The organism is Pleionea litopenaei (genome assembly GCF_031198435.1).
GTDB lineage: Bacteria > Pseudomonadota > Gammaproteobacteria > Enterobacterales > Kangiellaceae > Pleionea > Pleionea litopenaei.
In genome coordinates, this window is the sequence record NZ_CP133548.1 from 1,939,611 (window position 1) to 1,956,717 (window position 17,107).

14 protein-coding genes are annotated in these 17,107 nt (G+C 42.7%); 7 read left to right on the plus strand and 7 right to left on the minus strand.

Going from position 1 to position 17,107, the window contains the following annotated elements; genetic code table 11:
- The first annotated feature begins 307 nt into the window (after positions 1–307).
- Together metH and Q9312_RS08670 are read left to right on the plus strand one after the other, a co-directional pair.
- Entirely contained in the window at positions 308–3,958 is a 3,651-nt protein-coding gene (metH, locus tag Q9312_RS08665) for a methionine synthase (RefSeq protein WP_309204200.1), read from the plus strand.
- 28 nt (positions 3,959–3,986) lie between these two features.
- Positions 3,987–4,592, plus strand: coding sequence for a SixA phosphatase family protein (locus tag Q9312_RS08670; RefSeq protein ID WP_309204201.1), 606 nt, complete (start codon positions 3,987–3,989; stop codon positions 4,590–4,592).
- 3 nt (positions 4,593–4,595) lie between these two features.
- Here the strand turns inward: Q9312_RS08670 and Q9312_RS08675 are convergent, their stop codons facing one another.
- Both Q9312_RS08675 and Q9312_RS08680 read right to left on the minus strand, forming a co-directional pair.
- Positions 4,596–5,864, minus strand: a complete 1,269-nt coding sequence (locus Q9312_RS08675) for a diguanylate cyclase domain-containing protein (RefSeq protein WP_309204202.1) — start codon at positions 5,862–5,864, stop codon at positions 4,596–4,598.
- A gap of 136 nt (positions 5,865–6,000) precedes the next feature.
- Positions 6,001–7,383: an ATP-dependent DNA helicase gene (locus tag Q9312_RS08680; protein WP_309204203.1), complete on the minus strand. Its 1,383-nt coding sequence runs from the start codon at positions 7,381–7,383 to the stop codon at positions 6,001–6,003.
- Between Q9312_RS08680 and Q9312_RS08685 the strand changes: the two genes are divergently transcribed.
- Together Q9312_RS08685 and Q9312_RS08690 are read left to right on the plus strand one after the other, a co-directional pair.
- Entirely contained in the window at positions 7,377–7,655 is a 279-nt protein-coding gene (locus tag Q9312_RS08685; protein WP_309202661.1) for a transposase, read from the plus strand. The genes Q9312_RS08680 and Q9312_RS08685 overlap by 7 nt on opposite strands.
- Complete coding sequence (locus Q9312_RS08690; RefSeq protein WP_309204486.1) at positions 7,613–8,497, plus strand: IS3 family transposase; 885 nt, start codon at positions 7,613–7,615, stop codon at positions 8,495–8,497. The genes Q9312_RS08685 and Q9312_RS08690 overlap by 43 nt, the downstream gene beginning before the upstream one ends.
- 28 nt (positions 8,498–8,525) lie before the next feature.
- On the opposite strand, the gene Q9312_RS08695 is transcribed toward Q9312_RS08690, so the two are convergent.
- Both Q9312_RS08695 and Q9312_RS08700 read right to left on the minus strand, forming a co-directional pair.
- On the minus strand, positions 8,526–9,809 hold the full coding sequence (locus tag Q9312_RS08695; RefSeq protein WP_309204204.1) for an ATP-dependent DNA helicase: 1,284 nt from the start codon (positions 9,807–9,809) through the stop codon (positions 8,526–8,528).
- A complete protein-coding gene (locus Q9312_RS08700) occupies positions 9,802–11,517 on the minus strand; it encodes a VRR-NUC domain-containing protein (RefSeq protein WP_309204205.1) in 1,716 nt (571 codons plus the stop codon). Before Q9312_RS08700 ends, Q9312_RS08695 begins: the two co-directional genes overlap by 8 nt.
- Positions 11,518–12,015: 498 nt before the next feature.
- Here Q9312_RS08700 and Q9312_RS08705 point away from each other — a divergent pair, with 498 nt between their 5' ends.
- The 3 genes from Q9312_RS08705 (at position 12,016) to Q9312_RS08715 (ending at position 13,863) form a co-directional block, all read left to right on the plus strand.
- A complete protein-coding gene (locus tag Q9312_RS08705; protein ID WP_309204206.1) occupies positions 12,016–12,930 on the plus strand; it encodes a DMT family transporter in 915 nt (304 codons plus the stop codon).
- Between the two features lie 3 nt (positions 12,931–12,933).
- Positions 12,934–13,380, plus strand: a complete 447-nt coding sequence (locus tag Q9312_RS08710; protein WP_309204207.1) for an acyl-CoA thioesterase — start codon at positions 12,934–12,936, stop codon at positions 13,378–13,380.
- Positions 13,381–13,692: 312 nt separating this feature from the next.
- The gene (locus Q9312_RS08715) at positions 13,693–13,863 is read left to right on the plus strand and encodes a hypothetical protein (RefSeq protein WP_309204208.1); all 171 of its coding nucleotides are present in this window, start codon (positions 13,693–13,695) and stop codon (positions 13,861–13,863) included.
- 508 nt (positions 13,864–14,371) lie between these two features.
- Here the strand turns inward: Q9312_RS08715 and Q9312_RS08720 are convergent.
- The 3 genes from Q9312_RS08720 to hflC form a co-directional block, all read right to left on the minus strand.
- Complete coding sequence (locus tag Q9312_RS08720) at positions 14,372–15,670, minus strand: adenylosuccinate synthase (RefSeq protein ID WP_309204210.1); 1,299 nt, start codon at positions 15,668–15,670, stop codon at positions 14,372–14,374.
- Positions 15,671–15,914: 244 nt separating this feature from the next.
- Positions 15,915–16,103, minus strand: a complete 189-nt coding sequence (locus Q9312_RS08725) for a DUF2065 domain-containing protein (protein ID WP_309204212.1) — start codon at positions 16,101–16,103, stop codon at positions 15,915–15,917.
- Between the two features lie 115 nt (positions 16,104–16,218).
- The gene (hflC, locus tag Q9312_RS08730; RefSeq protein ID WP_309204213.1) at positions 16,219–17,106 is read right to left on the minus strand and encodes a protease modulator HflC; all 888 of its coding nucleotides are present in this window, start codon (positions 17,104–17,106) and stop codon (positions 16,219–16,221) included.
- Position 17,107: the final 1 nt, after the last annotated feature.

The following is a 17,107-nucleotide window of genomic DNA, read 5'->3' on the forward strand; positions in this document are numbered from 1 at the left end:
GTTCACGGTATTACTGTGATTTAACTTCTGTGATCTAACATCTTTGACCTAACATCTGTGACCGAACACCGTTGGTTTAAGGTTCATCGCCTAATTATCGACAACAACATCGTTGCAATAACGCTCGGTTGGATTAAACGGTTAGGTTAACTATAGTCAAAGTTATAAACAGAAAGGTTGCTCCCTTTGCAAATAACCTATTGCTTTGTCTGGACAAATAAAGGTTTATCTTTGACTTTAAGTCATGGATAATACACTTCTTTACGTCTAGACGTCTATAACAAATTAGGTCAATAAAGAATTTAATATGAAATCTGAAAAAGAAAGCCAATTAATTCAAATACTTAAAGAGCGCATATTGATATTAGACGGTGCGATGGGCACGATGATTCAGCGTTTCAAGCTTTCTGAAAGCGACTATCGGGGGCTTCGTTTTGCTGGTTGGCCGAGCGATTTAAAAGGCAATAACGATCTTTTAACGTTAACTCGACCCGACATTATTGAAGATATTCATCGACAATATTTAGCCGCTGGCGCCGATATTATTGAAACTAACACCTTCAATGGAAACGCCGCTTCAATGTCTGACTACGGCATGGAGTCGCTGGTTGACGAATTAAATTATGAATCGGCTCGCCTTGCTCGAAGAATTGCCGACGAATTTACCGATCGTCCGCGTTTCGTCGCAGGTGTGCTTGGCCCGACCAACAAAACAGCCAGTATTTCTCCTGATGTAAATCGACCAGATTTTCGAAACATTCATTTTGATGATTTAAAAAACGATTACCTAGTTGCCGCAAGAGCCTTGGTTCGCGGTGGTGCAGACATACTTTTAATTGAAACCATCTTTGATACCTTAAATGCTAAGGCTTGTGCTTTTGCAGTATTGGAATTATTCGATGAACTTGGCTATCGCTTGCCCGTAATGATATCAGGCACAATAACCGACGCATCCGGGCGTACACTCACCGGACAGACAACGGCGGCATTTTATAACTCGTTACGTCACATCAAGCCCATTTCATTCGGGCTTAACTGTGCGCTCGGCGCCAAACAACTGCGCGCTTACGTCGAAGAACTGAGCAATATCTGTGAGTGCTTTGTTAGTGCTCACCCAAATGCCGGTTTGCCCAATGAGTTCGGGGAATACGATGAAACGGCGAACGCGATGGCAAACGACATTAGAGAGTGGGCAGACAGCGGTTTTCTGAACATTGTTGGTGGATGTTGCGGTACCACGCCAGAACACATAGCGGCCATTGCCAAAGCAGTGAATGACGCTACGCCCAGAGTTCGACCTACCATAGAGCCCGCGATGCGCCTTTCAGGACTGGAACCGTTAACCATCGATAAAAGCTCTCTGTTCGTCAACATTGGTGAGCGCACCAACGTGACAGGCTCGGCAAAATTCTTGCGCTTAATAAAAGAAGATGACTACGAAACTGCACTAGAGGTCGCACTCGATCAAGTGAATAATGGCGCGCAACTGATCGACATAAATATGGACGAAGGGATGTTAGATTCTGTCGCGGCAATGGAGCGCTTTTTAAAGCTGATCGCTTCTGAACCTGATATTAGCCGCGTGCCTATCGTTTTAGATTCTTCAAAGTGGGAAGTCATTGAAGCTGGGCTAAAATGCATTCAAGGAAAAGGCGTGGTTAACTCTATCTCCCTTAAAGAGGGAGAAGACAGTTTTATTCAGCAAGCGAAACTGGTTCAAAAGTACGGTGCAGCGGTTATCGTTATGGCGTTTGATGAACGAGGTCAAGCCGATACTTACCAACGCAAAATAGATATTTGTCAGCGCGCCTATCAATTATTACTAAGTATCGATTTTCCTGCCGAAGATATCATTTTCGATCCCAACATCTTTGCTGTTGCGACGGGCATCGAAGAACATAACCGCTATGGTCTCGACTTTATTGAAACGTGTGCTTGGATTAAACAGCATTTACCTCATGCGCTCATCAGTGGCGGTGTTTCAAATCTATCGTTTTCATTTCGAGGGAACAACCCGGTTCGAGAGGCAATGCACGCCGTATTTTTGTACCACGCCATTCAAGCGGGCCTTACAATGGGCATTGTTAACGCAGGCCAGTTAGCTGTTTATTCGGATATTCCAGAGACGCTAAAAAACGCCTGTGAAGATGTCATTTTAAATCGTACTGAAAACGCAACAGAGCAACTTGTCTCGCTTGCCGAATCTTTTCGTGGTGATGGTGCTGAACAACAAAAACAACAACAAGAATGGCGCGACTGGCCGGTTTCAAAGCGACTCGAATACGCATTAGTTAAAGGCATCACTGAGTTCGTCGAAGTCGATACCGAAGAGGCTCGATTGGCCTCTGAAAAGCCACTGCATGTTATTGAAGGTCCATTAATGGATGGCATGAATGTCGTCGGTGATTTATTTGGTTCAGGAAAAATGTTTTTGCCTCAAGTGGTTAAATCTGCTCGAGTGATGAAGAAAGCGGTCGCTTATCTGTTACCTTATATGGAACAAGATAAGTCGCAAAGTCAGTCTGCCGGAAAAGTGCTGATGGCAACCGTTAAAGGTGATGTTCACGATATTGGTAAGAACATTGTCGGTGTTGTTCTTCAGTGCAATGGATATGAGGTCATCGACTTGGGTGTTATGGTCGCTGCCGATAAAATACTGGCCACTGCAGCCGAGGAACAATGCGATATTATTGGATTGTCAGGATTAATCACGCCTTCTCTCGATGAAATGGTGCACATTGCCAAAGAAATGCAACGCCTTGAACTCGATACTCCGCTATTGATAGGTGGTGCTACCACCTCGAGCATTCATACTGCGGTAAAAATAGATCCTCAATACCAACATGCTGTTATTCATGTTCAAGATGCTTCACGAGTTGTTAACGTTGCGGCGAAACTCTTATCAAAAGAGCAACGCTCTAACTTTATTCAAACCATGAAACATGAGTATCAAGATAAACGTGAACAACGCGCCAAACGCGATGATACAAAAGCATTGGTAAGCTTCGCCGAAGCCAACTCCAACGGAGCAAATATCGATTGGTCTAATTATCATTCAAGCGAGCCGTCTTTCCTTGGTACGAAAGTCTTTGAAGACTACCCACTCGACGACCTCATCGAACGAATCGACTGGACGCCTTTCTTTCGCTCTTGGGAGCTCGCGGGTCGCTACCCGAAAATTCTCGACGACGAGGTTGTTGGCGAGTCTGCGCGAAAACTGTTTGACGATGCACAGCAGATGCTAGAGCGCATTGTGTCTGAAAAATGGTTAACCGCGCGAGCAGTCATCGGCTTTTACCCAGCGAGCTCTCAAGGCAACAGTATTGAGCTTGATGATCAAGAGAATAAGGTTAGCTTTCACTTTCTTCGGCAGCAAATTCGTAAAAAGAATGGTGCCTATAATCAATGTTTAGCCGACTTCATTGCTCCTAAAAGTACTGGGCTCAAAGATTACCTTGGCGCTTTTGCCGTGACTGCAGGTATTGGTATCGATGAACATGTTGCTCGTTTTGAAGCAGAACACGATGACTATTCCGCCATCTTACTAAAAGCGTTAGCGGATCGCTTAGCGGAAGCTTTAGCCGAACGTATGCATGAGAAAGTACGTAAAGAATATTGGGGCTACGCCAGTGAAGAGGCCTTGAACAACGATGCGTTAATTGCAGAGAAGTACCGAGGTATTCGACCAGCGCCCGGCTACCCAGCTTGCCCAGATCATACCGAAAAAGGGACCTTGTGGAAGCTACTTGATGTTGATCGAGCTATCGATTTACACTTAACGGAAAGCTACGCAATGACACCAACGGCTGCCGTGAGCGGATTTTACTTTGCTCATCCCGACGCCAAATATTTTGGTGTCGGTAAAATCAATCGAGATCAAGTTGAAGATTACGCGCAACGCAAGGGCCTAGATATAGCTACGGTTGAGCGTTGGTTGGCTCCGACTTTGGCTTATTAACTTATCTGCAATACGAGTGTACTGTTGAGTGTTTAAAAAATTCTTCTTGTCATTGTTAACGCTCACCATTTTAATCGGAGGACCACTCTCTTTCGCAGGAACATTGTTTTCTGCTGGTGCATCGCTGTCGCCAGAAAAACACAGCGATCAAACCTCTACATTTACTTTATATTTAATGCGTCATGCTGAAAAAGAAAGCCAACAAGCCGACCCTCCGTTAACCATCGAAGGCCTCGCTAGAGCGACCGCTGTCGCAAATTTTTTAGCCAATAAATCCATTTATTCAGTCTACACAACGCCCTATCTACGCACCCAACAAACCGCTGAGCCTTTAAGCCGAAAGCTTAAGAAAGACAGCATCGAATACAACCCAAGGCTGCTCGAGTCGTTTGCGCAAAAATTATTAACCAACCAAGAGTCCGCACTCATCGTTGGGCATAGCAATACAACACCCCAACTGGCTCGACTACTTGGAGCGGAAGAAATACCCGATATGAATGAAAGTACATTTAATTGGCTGATTGAATTAACGGTGAATGATGGGGTAGTTAAGTGGCGAGTTATTGATACCGACAATCTTCTCGTAACGGACGGTCAAACCGATAACCCACCACTGCTTCAAGATAAGCTCTAACCTTTAATGACTGTTCTTATCTAAATACATGGCTTGGTCAGCCCACTTTAACAAGGTCTCTGCATCCTTACCGTGTTTTGGGTATTGAGCAATTCCATAACTGTAATTAAAGGGCAAAGAGCAATCTTCTGATACAAACGGGTCTGACAACGCCGTCACGCATCGTTCTAGTAAGTTATAAACCATTTCGTCATGTTCGAGGTTTTCTAATAACGCCACAAACTCATCACCGCCAAGTCGAGCGATCGTATCGGTGTCTCGAAAACCTATTTCCATGCGCTTCGCAAACGCCGCTAAATAACGATCTCCGACATCATGACCATAATTATCATTAATTGTTTTAAATTTATCTAAATCAAAAAATAACAGAGCGATTGAACTACGATTTCGTCTCGCACGATTGATAGCGTCATCTAGCTTTTCTTCAAAGCCAAAGCGATTATAAACTTGAGTTAAGGGATCTCGAATCGCCATATGACGTAGGCGTTCTTCTAGACTTTTCCGCTCAGTAATATTGCGAGCGACCCCTTCAACACCGATTAGTTGTCCATCTTCATCGTATCGAGCATAAGCGTGAGTCGATACCCAAACGATGGAACCATCTCGATGTCGCAGACACGACTCAACCGGCACCATCGTTCCTTTCCCTTGAAGAATTTTACTGAGCGCCGCTTCGCGTTCTTCAGGACGAGCATAAAAGTCAGCAAGCGGCTGACCTATCAGTTCTTCTAATTCATAGCCCATGACTTTCGCTGCGTAAGGAGAAGCCATCACAATGCTACCTTTTGCATCGGTGCGATAAAAAATATCGGGAAGGTTTTCTACAATCCTTCGAAATTCTTGCTCGGAATATTGCAATTGTTTTAACGCTCGTCGTTCTGCAGAAATATCCCGAGTGCTACCCACATTTACGATGGAGCCATCGGCAAGCATAAAAGTCGATACTTTGATATGAACCAAGAGCTCCGCGGCATCAGAGCGAATTAATGCAATTTCATAATGATTAGGCGGATTTTCACCGTTTATTCGCGCTTTCGCGCGTTGCGTGACCATATCCCTGTGTCGTTCGGCTATTACTTCTAAAAATCGTTTCCCGACTAACTCTTCTCGAGAGTAGCCCAGCAGCTCACATAGCGCAGGATTAGCTAAGATAAATCGATCGTCACCGATCGCAAAAACGCCTTCTTGCAGGCATTCAAATAAAGACCATAGAAATTCTTTGTTGAGGTTGGTCGCTTCCATTCTGACCAGCGCGCTGTGTATTCCAGACAAAATAAAATCCATTTTTGCGATGTTTGGCGCGGAAGAATAACTGTTTTGAGATTAAAAAACCATCGATAATTCACCAAACTCGACCAACGACATTGTCCATAGGATAAGTGGTTAATTTCTTAAAGTAAGGCCTCTTTTACTGTTCGTTTTTTAACCAAAACTCTTGCAGCGCTTGCTGCAACTGATCCGTCGCTCGATAGCATTTAGGGGACCAATACTCAGGAGCCATACGCAGAAAGCGTGGTTCCGCAAAACGCTTGTCTAATAGCACGACCACGCCTTTATCGGATAACTGCCGAATCACGCGACCCGTCGTCTGAAAGACTCTTTGTAAGGCAGGATACCGATACGTCATATCGAATCCGCTTAACCCGAGCCCCTCAAAGTATTGAGTTAAATGCGCTTGCAACTGGTTCACCTGTGGCATGCCGCTTCCTACCACAATAACACCATCTAAAGAGTCTCCTCGATAATCAACGCCTTCAGTATATACGCCGCCTAATATGACGAACCCTAGCACTGAACGTTGATTAAAAAATTGACTGATAAATTCCTCTTTTTGCTCTAATGTCGACGCCCGCTCCTGTTTGCTCAATACCGTTTTGGGAAATTGTTTCGCGAATTCTTCTGCCACTTTCTCAAGTAAGTGATAGCTGGAGAAAGCGACCATATAGTTTCCTGCTTTACTTTCAATGACTGCCTTTATATCGGCAACAATGGCTTGTATAAAACCATCTCTATATCGATAACGAGTGTCAATACGAGTGGAGATAAAAACACCTAGTTGATTGTGTGAAAAAATGGATGGAACACGCTTAATTGGTAACGCGTCTCTGAAACCTAAAGTTTCTGCGACATAGGTGTCGGGACGTAAGGTTCCGGAAAAGACAATTAGACTGCGTAAATTCTTATAGATTTGCTCTAAATAATTAGCAGCGTTCAAGCAAATTAGATGCACATTTAAGGTATCAATTAACCCATTCGTTTGATGAGAAATGAAGAACTGATGAGCATCATCGCGTAATGACAAAATCACGTTAAATCGAATAATTTGTTTTAACCAACTCATTTCTAACTCAGACAAGCTTTCAGAGAGAGAAAAATCAAACAGGTTGGCTTGAATACTTTGAGTGGTTGCATGGAGTTTTTCTATCAACGCAGAATCCAAAACACCCCCTCTCCATTCTGAGTTATCCTTAGCATTACCTCTCGACTGTTCAGTTGACGTTGACTTGGCCAGCTCTTCAACAGCAACTAATACACTACTTAATCGGTTAATTTGTTTTGTAAAGAAAGTTTTATGCTGTGTTTCTTGAAGTACATTTAGGGCATCGGACTCAATAATGTCTGCCGAATACATTTGTCGAGATCGATCAATTAAATTATGACCTTCATCGACTAACACCACTTGGCTTTTACCAAACTGCTCAAAGTGAGCCAGTTGAATATGAGGCTTACCCAATTTAACGGATACAGATTTCTTAGTTACAATATCAGAAATGAGGTATCCAAATGTCAAATAAAAAGTATTCTAAACAATTCAAGCTTGATGCGGTTCAGTTAGCGATATCAAGTGATCGCAGCACGGCTTCCATAGCACAAGAACTAGGCGTTAATCCAAACTCACTCTATAGCTGGGTCACCAAGTATCGGAGTGAATTGTTAGCGTCAGAAGTCGAGCTTACGCCAGAGCAGGAATTAAAACAACTCAGAAAAGAGGTGGCAGAACTCAGGCAGGAAAAAGAAATATTAAAAAAGGCAGCTGCCTACTTTGCGAAGCACCAAGCGTAAAATATCAGTTTATTGAAGAACACCCAGAGTTTAATGTTTATTTACAGTGTCGAGCTCTGGGCGTCTCTTATTCGGGTTATTACGATTGGCGAAGTAGGCCTCCGAGTGCACGACAAATCGAAGATGAACGCCTGCTCGGCAAGCTTGTAGAGTGTTTTAACGATAACGAACAGACCTATGGTGTCCCAAGGCTTACGAAGGAGCTGAAGGAATCAGGAGAACCCGTTAATCATAAGCGAGTGGCTCGCCTGAAACGGGAGAATAATATCTACCCTAAGCAGTTTAAAGCGTTCGTTGTCACAACCGACTCGAGTCATGGTAAGCCAGTGGCTAATAATTTGCTTAACCGAGAGTTTAAAGTTGAAGAAGCCAACCAAGTTTGGGTGAGTGATATTACTTATATTCCGACGAGCACGGGTTGGATTTATCTGGCTGTTATCATCGACTTATATTCACGAGCGGTTATCGGTTGGCAGCTCGCAGAACACATGAAAGCGGAGCTTGTCTGTGATGCGGTTAAAATGGCTCAAGCGCGTCGAGGTTGCTTACCGAAGCTTTTTCATTCAGACCGAGGATGCCAGTATGTTTCTGAAGAACTCGAATCGTTATTGGTTGGCGTCACTATCAGTATGAGCCGAAAAGGAAACTGCTGGGACAATGCCGTTGCTGAAAGCTTCTTTGGCACATTAAAAACCGAACATGTGAACTTCGAAAATTACTTCAATCTACGAGAAGCAAGAATGAGCTTGTTTAGATATATCGAAGGATTTTATAATCGAAAGCGTCGTCACTCTCATCTGGACTATAAAGCCCCGATGATATTTGAAGAGTCGGCAGCTTAAAACCTGTGTCTGTTATTTGGGGTAAAGGTCAAATAAGAGGATCAAAAATATAATTAACGTCTAGAACAACCAAATCAAACCATTTGGTTAATATTAAACTTAAAGAAAATGGACATAGCTGAAAGTCTTCGGCTATTTCAAGTAACCGCGATTTATCTAAATTTGTCTCATCAAAACTTGTGTTCAATGCGTCTGGCAAGCGATCATAGAAGCCTCGCTTATACTTGCAGACTTCTCGCGTCCGTCCCTCTTCATCAGTGACCTGTACCATGCTATTTTTGGCATTCATTGCGCAGAAACAAGTAGAGTCTTTTGCAGAAATTGAAAGCGACTTGATACCTTTGCAACTGGCATTATTCTCACTATCTCTGTGTTTACTCGACGATAATTCTAAGCCAATTTGTTGGTTCAGTAGATCGCAGGTCTCTGACACGGCAACTCGTCCCGATTGTTTTGCCGTTGCAAAAATAACCTGATCAACAAATCCTTCGCCGTAAGATTTAAATGCGGGGAATAAAACACTGATGGTTTTCCCTATTCCGGTTGGTGCCTCAAACACTAAGCTCTGTTCACTTCGAATACGTCGAAATACTTCTGCACATAGAGCACGCTGATTTTCCCTAAAGCCAGAAAATGGAAACATCAATTCAGAACAACTTTTTCTTAAGTTTAATCGATGCTCTTCAACTTTAACTAGCCAAGATAAATACCGCTGTACTCCTCTTTCAAAAAACGACGTTAACTCATCGATGTTAAACCGATAACTTTTGATCGTTTCTCGCTCACGAGGTAAACGAATCCATACTAAACGAAGTTCAATTTCAGGCAACTCAAATTTGTTTGCAATCAAAAACCCATAATACTTTAGCTGAGCAAGCTGGATAGAAATTATAGCTTCGGTAAGCTGTTCTACTTCAACATACGTCGTTTTAATTTCTTCTATCCAAATAGGCCGCTGAGTCTCATTTTTCTCAGCGATTGCTTTCGAGACTATTGTTTTAACAACCTCATTACCTGAGTGTTCGCCCTCAACATCCTCCTCATTTTCACAGTCACTTACTGGAGAAAAAAGTACACCATCAACCCGACCACCGACTCGGTAGTTATATCCAAGTTGACTACCGAAATGTTCGATACTGTATTCCGCTTGATAGTTACTTTCTTTTGTCTTTTGCTTTGCTTGCCAACGTTGATGCCCTTGAATTCCTTCTTGTGCCGTAGGCCCCGCAACAGAAACCAGCTCCAAATCGCCACTTCGACCAGAGAAGTCGGCCAGTTCCTTTACTGAAAAGGAAAACGCTACGTCACTCATGGTAATCCACGCGTATTACTTGATGAGGTACCTTATTTTTACTGAAAAAATCCATCCATATTTTTTGATTATTCTGCAAACGGTCACCGGGACCTTTGACTTCGACCAGCCGATAACCAGATCTATCGAAAACAATTAAATCAGGAAGACCGCTTCGATGTTCTTTGGGGTCTTTCAATATATGCGTCACAATTGCAGCAATGTGCGACAGAGGAATTTTATTTAAGGCTAACTCAAATAAGCTAACACTTGAATGTTCTTGTACAAAATCACAACTTTCTAACGCCTGCGTATCAAACCAGTCTTCAACCCGTTGCTCTAAGCATCCCCAATGAATGAAGCGACAATGTTGGCCGTAAAACTGCGTGTAATTTTCAAGAAGTCTTTTTCGATAAAGCGTTTCATCTTGCATTTCAGAGAAAATCCTATCGAACACAACTTCTCGTCGCTTAGTAAAATCATGTTCATACAAATCACTTGGTTGACTTTGAAATGGATTATAAAAAGCACCATCAATATCAAGAAACATCGCCTCCCAGAAGGTTAAAGCAAAAAGGGAATTCATTAATGCGTTTTCACTCCAAAAACTGAGCGCATTATTCGATAGATAATGGTTTGCTACATCTAACTCTACCGAATGCATAACTTTGCAAAGTTGAATTCTGTCTTCTTCTTTTACTTGTAATTTATCAGCTAAAAATTCGACATCTAACTTTTTAGCGAGTTTAGGGCCAAAAACGCGAGTGAAGTGTTGTTCTGAAGAAGACGATGATAAGAGAGTTGTTTCCTGAAGCCTTTGCCAGGCTAAAGCGTATTCTCCCATATAATCAAGGCACCGAATAAGTCGCTCATTCGAAGGAATTGCATCGCTTAATTGATAGAGTTCAATGGCTTTAGAATAATTTTTATTTCGCTCGAACTCGCGACCTAATCGATTAGCTAATCGATCATATCGTCGTTTGACTAAGCTTGAACTAGGAGTGACAGATGTTAGTCGAGAAGTGAACTCAATTAGTACATCGTCAGATAAGTCTTTCGCGTCGTATAATTGTTCACTCATTTCATGCAGAACAAACAGATCGGTTAACGCTTGCCGAGATTGAATGGGTAAGTTTACATCACTAATAACGTAACTAGGGTAAGTAACAATGCCCAAGTCTTGTAATACGAATTCCGTTAAATCTTGGTGGAGATTACCAAAAAATAACAATCTAAAGACATCAAAGATATTGGAAGATATTTTTAAAACCGGACATTCAAACAATCGCTCAACTGACTGCAAACTCGCTGGTGAGGAAGAAAACAGGCTAATCAAGTAGTCGTCCATCTCTTTTCGTTTTAAGGTTTTAATCGGGAGTTCGGCAAAGTAGTCGATGAGTTCGGTCCGTGTAAACAGCCGGAGAATTTCAGGAAAGTCTGATACCTCGCCCAGTGATGAAAAACCAACGGATAGCAGCTCATCAAAAGCTTGCTCGCGATTGCTAATTTCAGAATATTGGAGCTTATTTAGCCGAAACCACTCACCTTTTCGCATTAAACAGCGCGTATAAAGTCGTTGCGCATCGTCAGACAACGAAGAGAAAGTCTCATAGTAATTGAGTTCGCTTTCATTCAGTAAAAATTGATATCGTTCGACGACAAACTTAAGCATCACACGAACATTGTGCAAATAATAATCACCTTCGAGGGTGACTGCTGCCTTAGACATCGTTAGACTTCACTAATATTGATCAAGATGACATCTCGCTTTCGATTGTAAGAGCTCTTTCTATCTTTCAATGGTTTTCTTTAAATCACTAGTTTTAAATCATTTTCTTTCTTCAAAACACTCTGAGCAATGGAAGGAAGTAATCAGCGCATTTAAACCCAAGTATGATTAAGGTATTCTGTCGAGCTATTAATTGACAAAGATTTGCTCATAGACTTGGATACGCTTCGGCACCATGAACTCATTTACACCTACTTGCCGATCGCGAAGAGCACAAAGACAGAGAATTGGCCCTGTTACAACAGAGTTTTCAATCTCTTCGAAGAAATCACCTCGCGCGAGTCTAAACAGTAAGTTTCAATATTCTTGGGTTATGTGTCTTGCGATTGAACAACGACTTAAACCGTGGATACATCCAGTCTGGTTAAACATACAGCAATCGCATTACCTACTCAAGCAGTTAGTAGTTGACCCAGCACTTTAAACGTAAGGAGTGCCATGAATTCGCACTTAAAAGCCGCTTTGGCTCTCATAGTGACTATTTTTTTTGCTGCGCTAGTCATCGTATTGGCGAAGGTGTCATTAGAGCGAATATCGCCATTTACCTTTAACTGGTTACAAATTCTGGTTGCTTTGGTTTTTCTTACTCTCTATACCTTCCTCTGGAAAAAAGAACCTTTTCCACGCACGCTTACCCCTGTGCAGTGGTTTTATCCCGTTGCGATTGGATTAGCAAACTTTACTCTTGTTCGTTATTTGTTCTTGGCGGGGCTAGAGCATTTGCCCGTTACTACTCATGCTTATTTAGTCAATTTTGTTGGCCTAGTAACCATGATATTAAGTATTTTCATTATGCAGGAGCGGCCATTTTTGATTCAGGCCTTAGGGTGTATTGTGGCATTATCTGGTCTTACGGTTTACTTCGAGCAGTTACCAGCTCCGGAAGAAATGAATGGAATATTTTTGGTTAGCGCCGGCGTCTTTTTCTTGGCTCTAACCAACAATTTAATTCGCCGCTTTATGGTTTACCATCCGCAGGCCTTGTCACCGGTTATGCTGTCAACGATCGCCATTTGGATCGGAGGAATGCCGCTTGTCGTTTGGGGAATCAGCGAAGATGGCTTGCACTTTAACCATTCACTGTACGATTGGATCGTCATTTTGGCGAATGGTATCATCGGCTTAGCGCTCACATTAATTGTTTTTAATCAGGTGCTTAAAGTCCTTAGAAGTTACGAGGCGAGTATTCTTGCTTCAACGGGCATCGTATTTGTTGGTGTCTTAGCCATTCCCATAGCAGGCGAAACCTTAAGCAGTAATAAGATTATTGGAATCGCCATTTTGCTCACGGGAATATTATTAACTCAATTTAAAATTCCACTACATTCGCTACTCAACGGTTTTAAAAGGTAAGTTATGTCTTTAAGTCTTCAAGAGTTTATTGAGCAGTATCCAATTATCATTGATATTCCTGTGCAATGGGGAGAAATGGACGCATTCAATCATGTTAATAACGTGGTCTATTTTCGCTACTTTGAAAGTGCGCGCATTGCCTATATGGAACAAACCAAGATCATGTCTGAAATGCAAGAAACTCAAGTGGGCCCCATCTTGGCCAACACAGAATGTCGATATCGACGCCCTGTTACTTACCCAGATCAATTGAAGGTTGGGTGTCGCACGTTAGAGCTTGGCGATCAGGAAATTATTCAAGAATACGCGGTTTTCAGTCTGCAGCAGCAAACAATAACGACACTAGGCAAAGCACGAGTAGTCATGGTCGACTACAAAACAGGCCAGAAAGTTGCCGTCAGTGACACCATCAAAGCCGCCATTGTTAAACAACAACCAGAACTGGACTAGCCAATCTAGACAACGCCGGACATGTTAAATCTAATGGTTTGAAAGCATCACTCAGTTTGAGGCCCCTAAGACTCCATTGAATCGCGTTTAGGAACGCGATTCTACTAAAGACTCAGGCTGTGATAACTGAAACGTATAAAAATTGACAAAAGTGACGTCCTGCGTATTACGCCTAAATTCTTGGCGCGATTTTTTCCGCGCCCTTATTAAACTCGGGACAATCTCTCACACGTTTTATTGAACTTTGCGATAGTGCAATTTTCAACCACGCACTACACTTTACTTATCGGTAATAACTGTAAGGAACTGGTTATGTTTGTACACCGTCACTTGGCTTACCCTGTTGAAGAAGGGTCGATGGAAGATTTTTTAGCAGCAATCGCTCAACAAAAATCAAAGGCTCCGAAAAATGAGCCTTCGCAATACAATTATTTAGAACAACGATTTGCCGAAGAACAAACGCAGCTTAAAACGAATCGTTAACTTGCTTGTTGCTGTGCCCTAGATGACATTCATTTAAAAATGAATGGATACATAGTTATACGCTCATAACCTGTTATGGGCGGACTTTATGTTGGGTGTATTTTTTATTTTGTTAAGAGTGTTAAGTTAAGAGTATTCGAAAGAGTTTTGCGCAGAGCTTTGTAAAGTATTTTGTGAGGTGCTTTTGTGAAGAGCTTTGTTAGGTGTTTTATAAAGAATCTCGTACGTGTCTGCGTCCCGGCTTATTTAAGAACCACTCTGCTTTACTGTGAGCATTGATCACCTTGACCGCTCTTATTCCAACTCAACAAAAAAGGGGCTTTTCAGCCCCTTATTTTTTTAGAATCAAGAATACTTTTGAGTCAATGATTCCTTTCATTCAATGGCACCTTTAAATCAATAATGTCGTGTTGATTACCTACCAATACGACATTCTAACCTGTTGGCAGTATCGAGTTTAGATTTTACTGCCACAGCAGAGGTTAACCACCACACTCTAAAACCACGGTTATGCGAAAGGATCACGCAAAATAATGGTTTCGTTGCGATCGGGACCCGTCGAAACGATATCAACAGGAACACCAACCACTTCTTCTATCTTTTTGATAAATGCTTTCGCATTTTCTGGGAGTTCATCGTAATTCTTAACACCAAAGGTGTTATCACTCCAACCAGGTAACTCAATGTAGTTAGGCGTCACTTTCGCAAAACCTTCCGCTCCCACTGGTGTTACATCCATCTCACCATTGTCAGGGCAAGAATAACTGGTACAGATTTTAACGGTCTCTAAACCGTCAAGAACATCCAATTTGGTTAAACAGAATCCTGAAACTGAGTTTATTTGAACGGCACGGCGTAACGCCACAGCATCCAACCAACCACAGCGTCGACGACGGCCCGTTGTTGCACCAAACTCATGCCCTTTCTCTCCCAAACGCTCTCCTATCTCGTCATGGAGCTCGGTAGGAAATGGCCCACCACCGACACGAGTTGTGTAGGCTTTGGTAATACCAAGGACATAATCAAGATACAAAGGACCAAAGCCACTACCTGTAGCCGTTCCGCCAGCCGTTGTATTCGATGAAGTAACAAAAGGGAATGTACCGTGATCGATGTCTAGCAAAGTGCCTTGAGCGCCTTCAAACAATAAGGACTGCCCCTTTGCTCGCTCTTGATGCAATTGCTCAGGAACATCGGCAACGAGAGGTTTAATTTCTTTAGCCCATTCCAAGCATTGTTGAAACAATGTGTCTAAGTCGACCGCTTCGGTTTTGAAGTATTCAGTCAATACAAAGTTATGGTATTCCAGAACTTCTGCTAATTTTTCTTTCAAGCGATCAGGGTAGAACAAATCTTCTACGCGAAGGCCTCTACGAGCAACCTTATCTTCATACGCAGGCCCAATTCCGCGGCCGGTAGTACCAATTTTCTTGTCTCCGGACTTAGCGGCTTCTCGAGCTTGGTCTAATTTAATATGGTAAGGCAATATTAATGTACAAGCAGCACTGATTCGAAGACGTTGACGTACCGGTACTTTGCGCTCCTCGAGCATGTGAATTTCTTCCATCAGAGCTTCAGGAGAAAGCACTACGCCATTACCGATGTAGCAAGTTACGTCATTTCGTAACACACCAGAAGGAATCAAATGCAGTACCGTTTTCTCGCCGTCGATGACTAAGGTGTGGCCTGCATTGTGCCCTCCTTGGTAACGGACAACTGCAGATACTCGGTCGGTTAAAAGGTCTACAACCTTACCTTTACCTTCGTCACCCCATTGGGTGCCTAATACAACAACATTTTTTGCCATAGTCTGTTTCAATGCCCAGTTTATTTAGCTGTTTCTCGAAGGCCGGTGGCTCCGAGCAGAAGACCAAACCGCGAATTTTACCCCTTCTGGTAGCCCGCGACAACGCCTGTTCAACCTAAACCGATAACTTTTACTTAGAATTCCTCTGCAGCCCTCGAGCTCTTTTTGGGCTCGAGATAAAAATATCCCGAAAACTCATCACCTTAGCGAAATATCGGTATACAAGGCCACCTCAAGTCAGCGCTTAAAAAGAAGCGAGACTCCAGGCAACCATAATTCCGCTCAGCATTAATGCAGCGCCAAGATAACGCAAGTTGGCGTCGGATTGAGCTGCGAGAGCTAACATGGCTGCACGCCATAATTGCGGATTAACAAATGGCAAAATCCCCTCAAACACCATCATCAGGGCAATCGCCGTTAAAATTGAGTGCATAAAATTCACCTAGCCAGAAATTCGCAGATTAAGCCAATGTGCGATCTTAATAAGATTGTAACAACAAAAAGCCCAGCACTAAGGCTGGGCTTTTATTTCGATAGCGGTTTTAGTGCTACTTTCCGCTGGAGTCTTTCAAGTACTTGAAGAACTCACTATCAGGCTTAATAACCAGTACATCATCTTTGTTGCTGAATGACTTTTTATAGGCATCAAGACTACGTAAGAACGCGTAAAACTCAGGGTTCTTATTGTAAGTTTCAGCATAGATTCGCGCGACTTCAGCATCCGCTTCACCACGTGTTGTACGAGCATACTCATCGGCTTCTGCAATGATTCGTTGAACATCAGCATCCGTTTTAGCCTTCAAGATATTTCCTTCTTTTTGCCCTTGCGAACGAATATCAATCGCTGTAGCCCGTCGCTCAGATTTGATTTGCTCGTATACATCAAGCACAACTTCAGGTGTGTAATTAACTTTCTTAACTCGAATATCCACCACCTCTATACCATACTCTGGCACACGTTGATTGACGTCTGAGCGAATCTCTTCCATCAAATCCTGGCGTTGCTCTGAAATTGAATCTTGTAAGGTTCGTTGACCAAACTGATCTCGCAGACCATTGTCAACGAGCCGTTCTATCAGCTTTTCCGCTTCGCGGAACTGCCCGTTAGTACGCAAATAAAACTGAGAAAAATCATTCACTCGCCAGAGAACATAGGTATCAACATTTAAAAACTGCTTATTCGATGTTGTGAATACGTCCGGACGAGGATCCATAGTTTGCACGCGCGCGTCGAGCTTTATCATGTTCTCAAAAAATGGAAGCTTAAAGTGAAGTCCTGGCTCGAACACAACTGGTAAGTCATTCGCATCTCGCTCAACTTTTCCGAAACGCAGCTTCAATGCTCTCTCAGCTTCATTGACTCTGAAGATTGAGTTTGCGCCTGTAATGACTAACAAGCCAACTAGAGCAACGATAAATACGGTTCTAAATTGCATT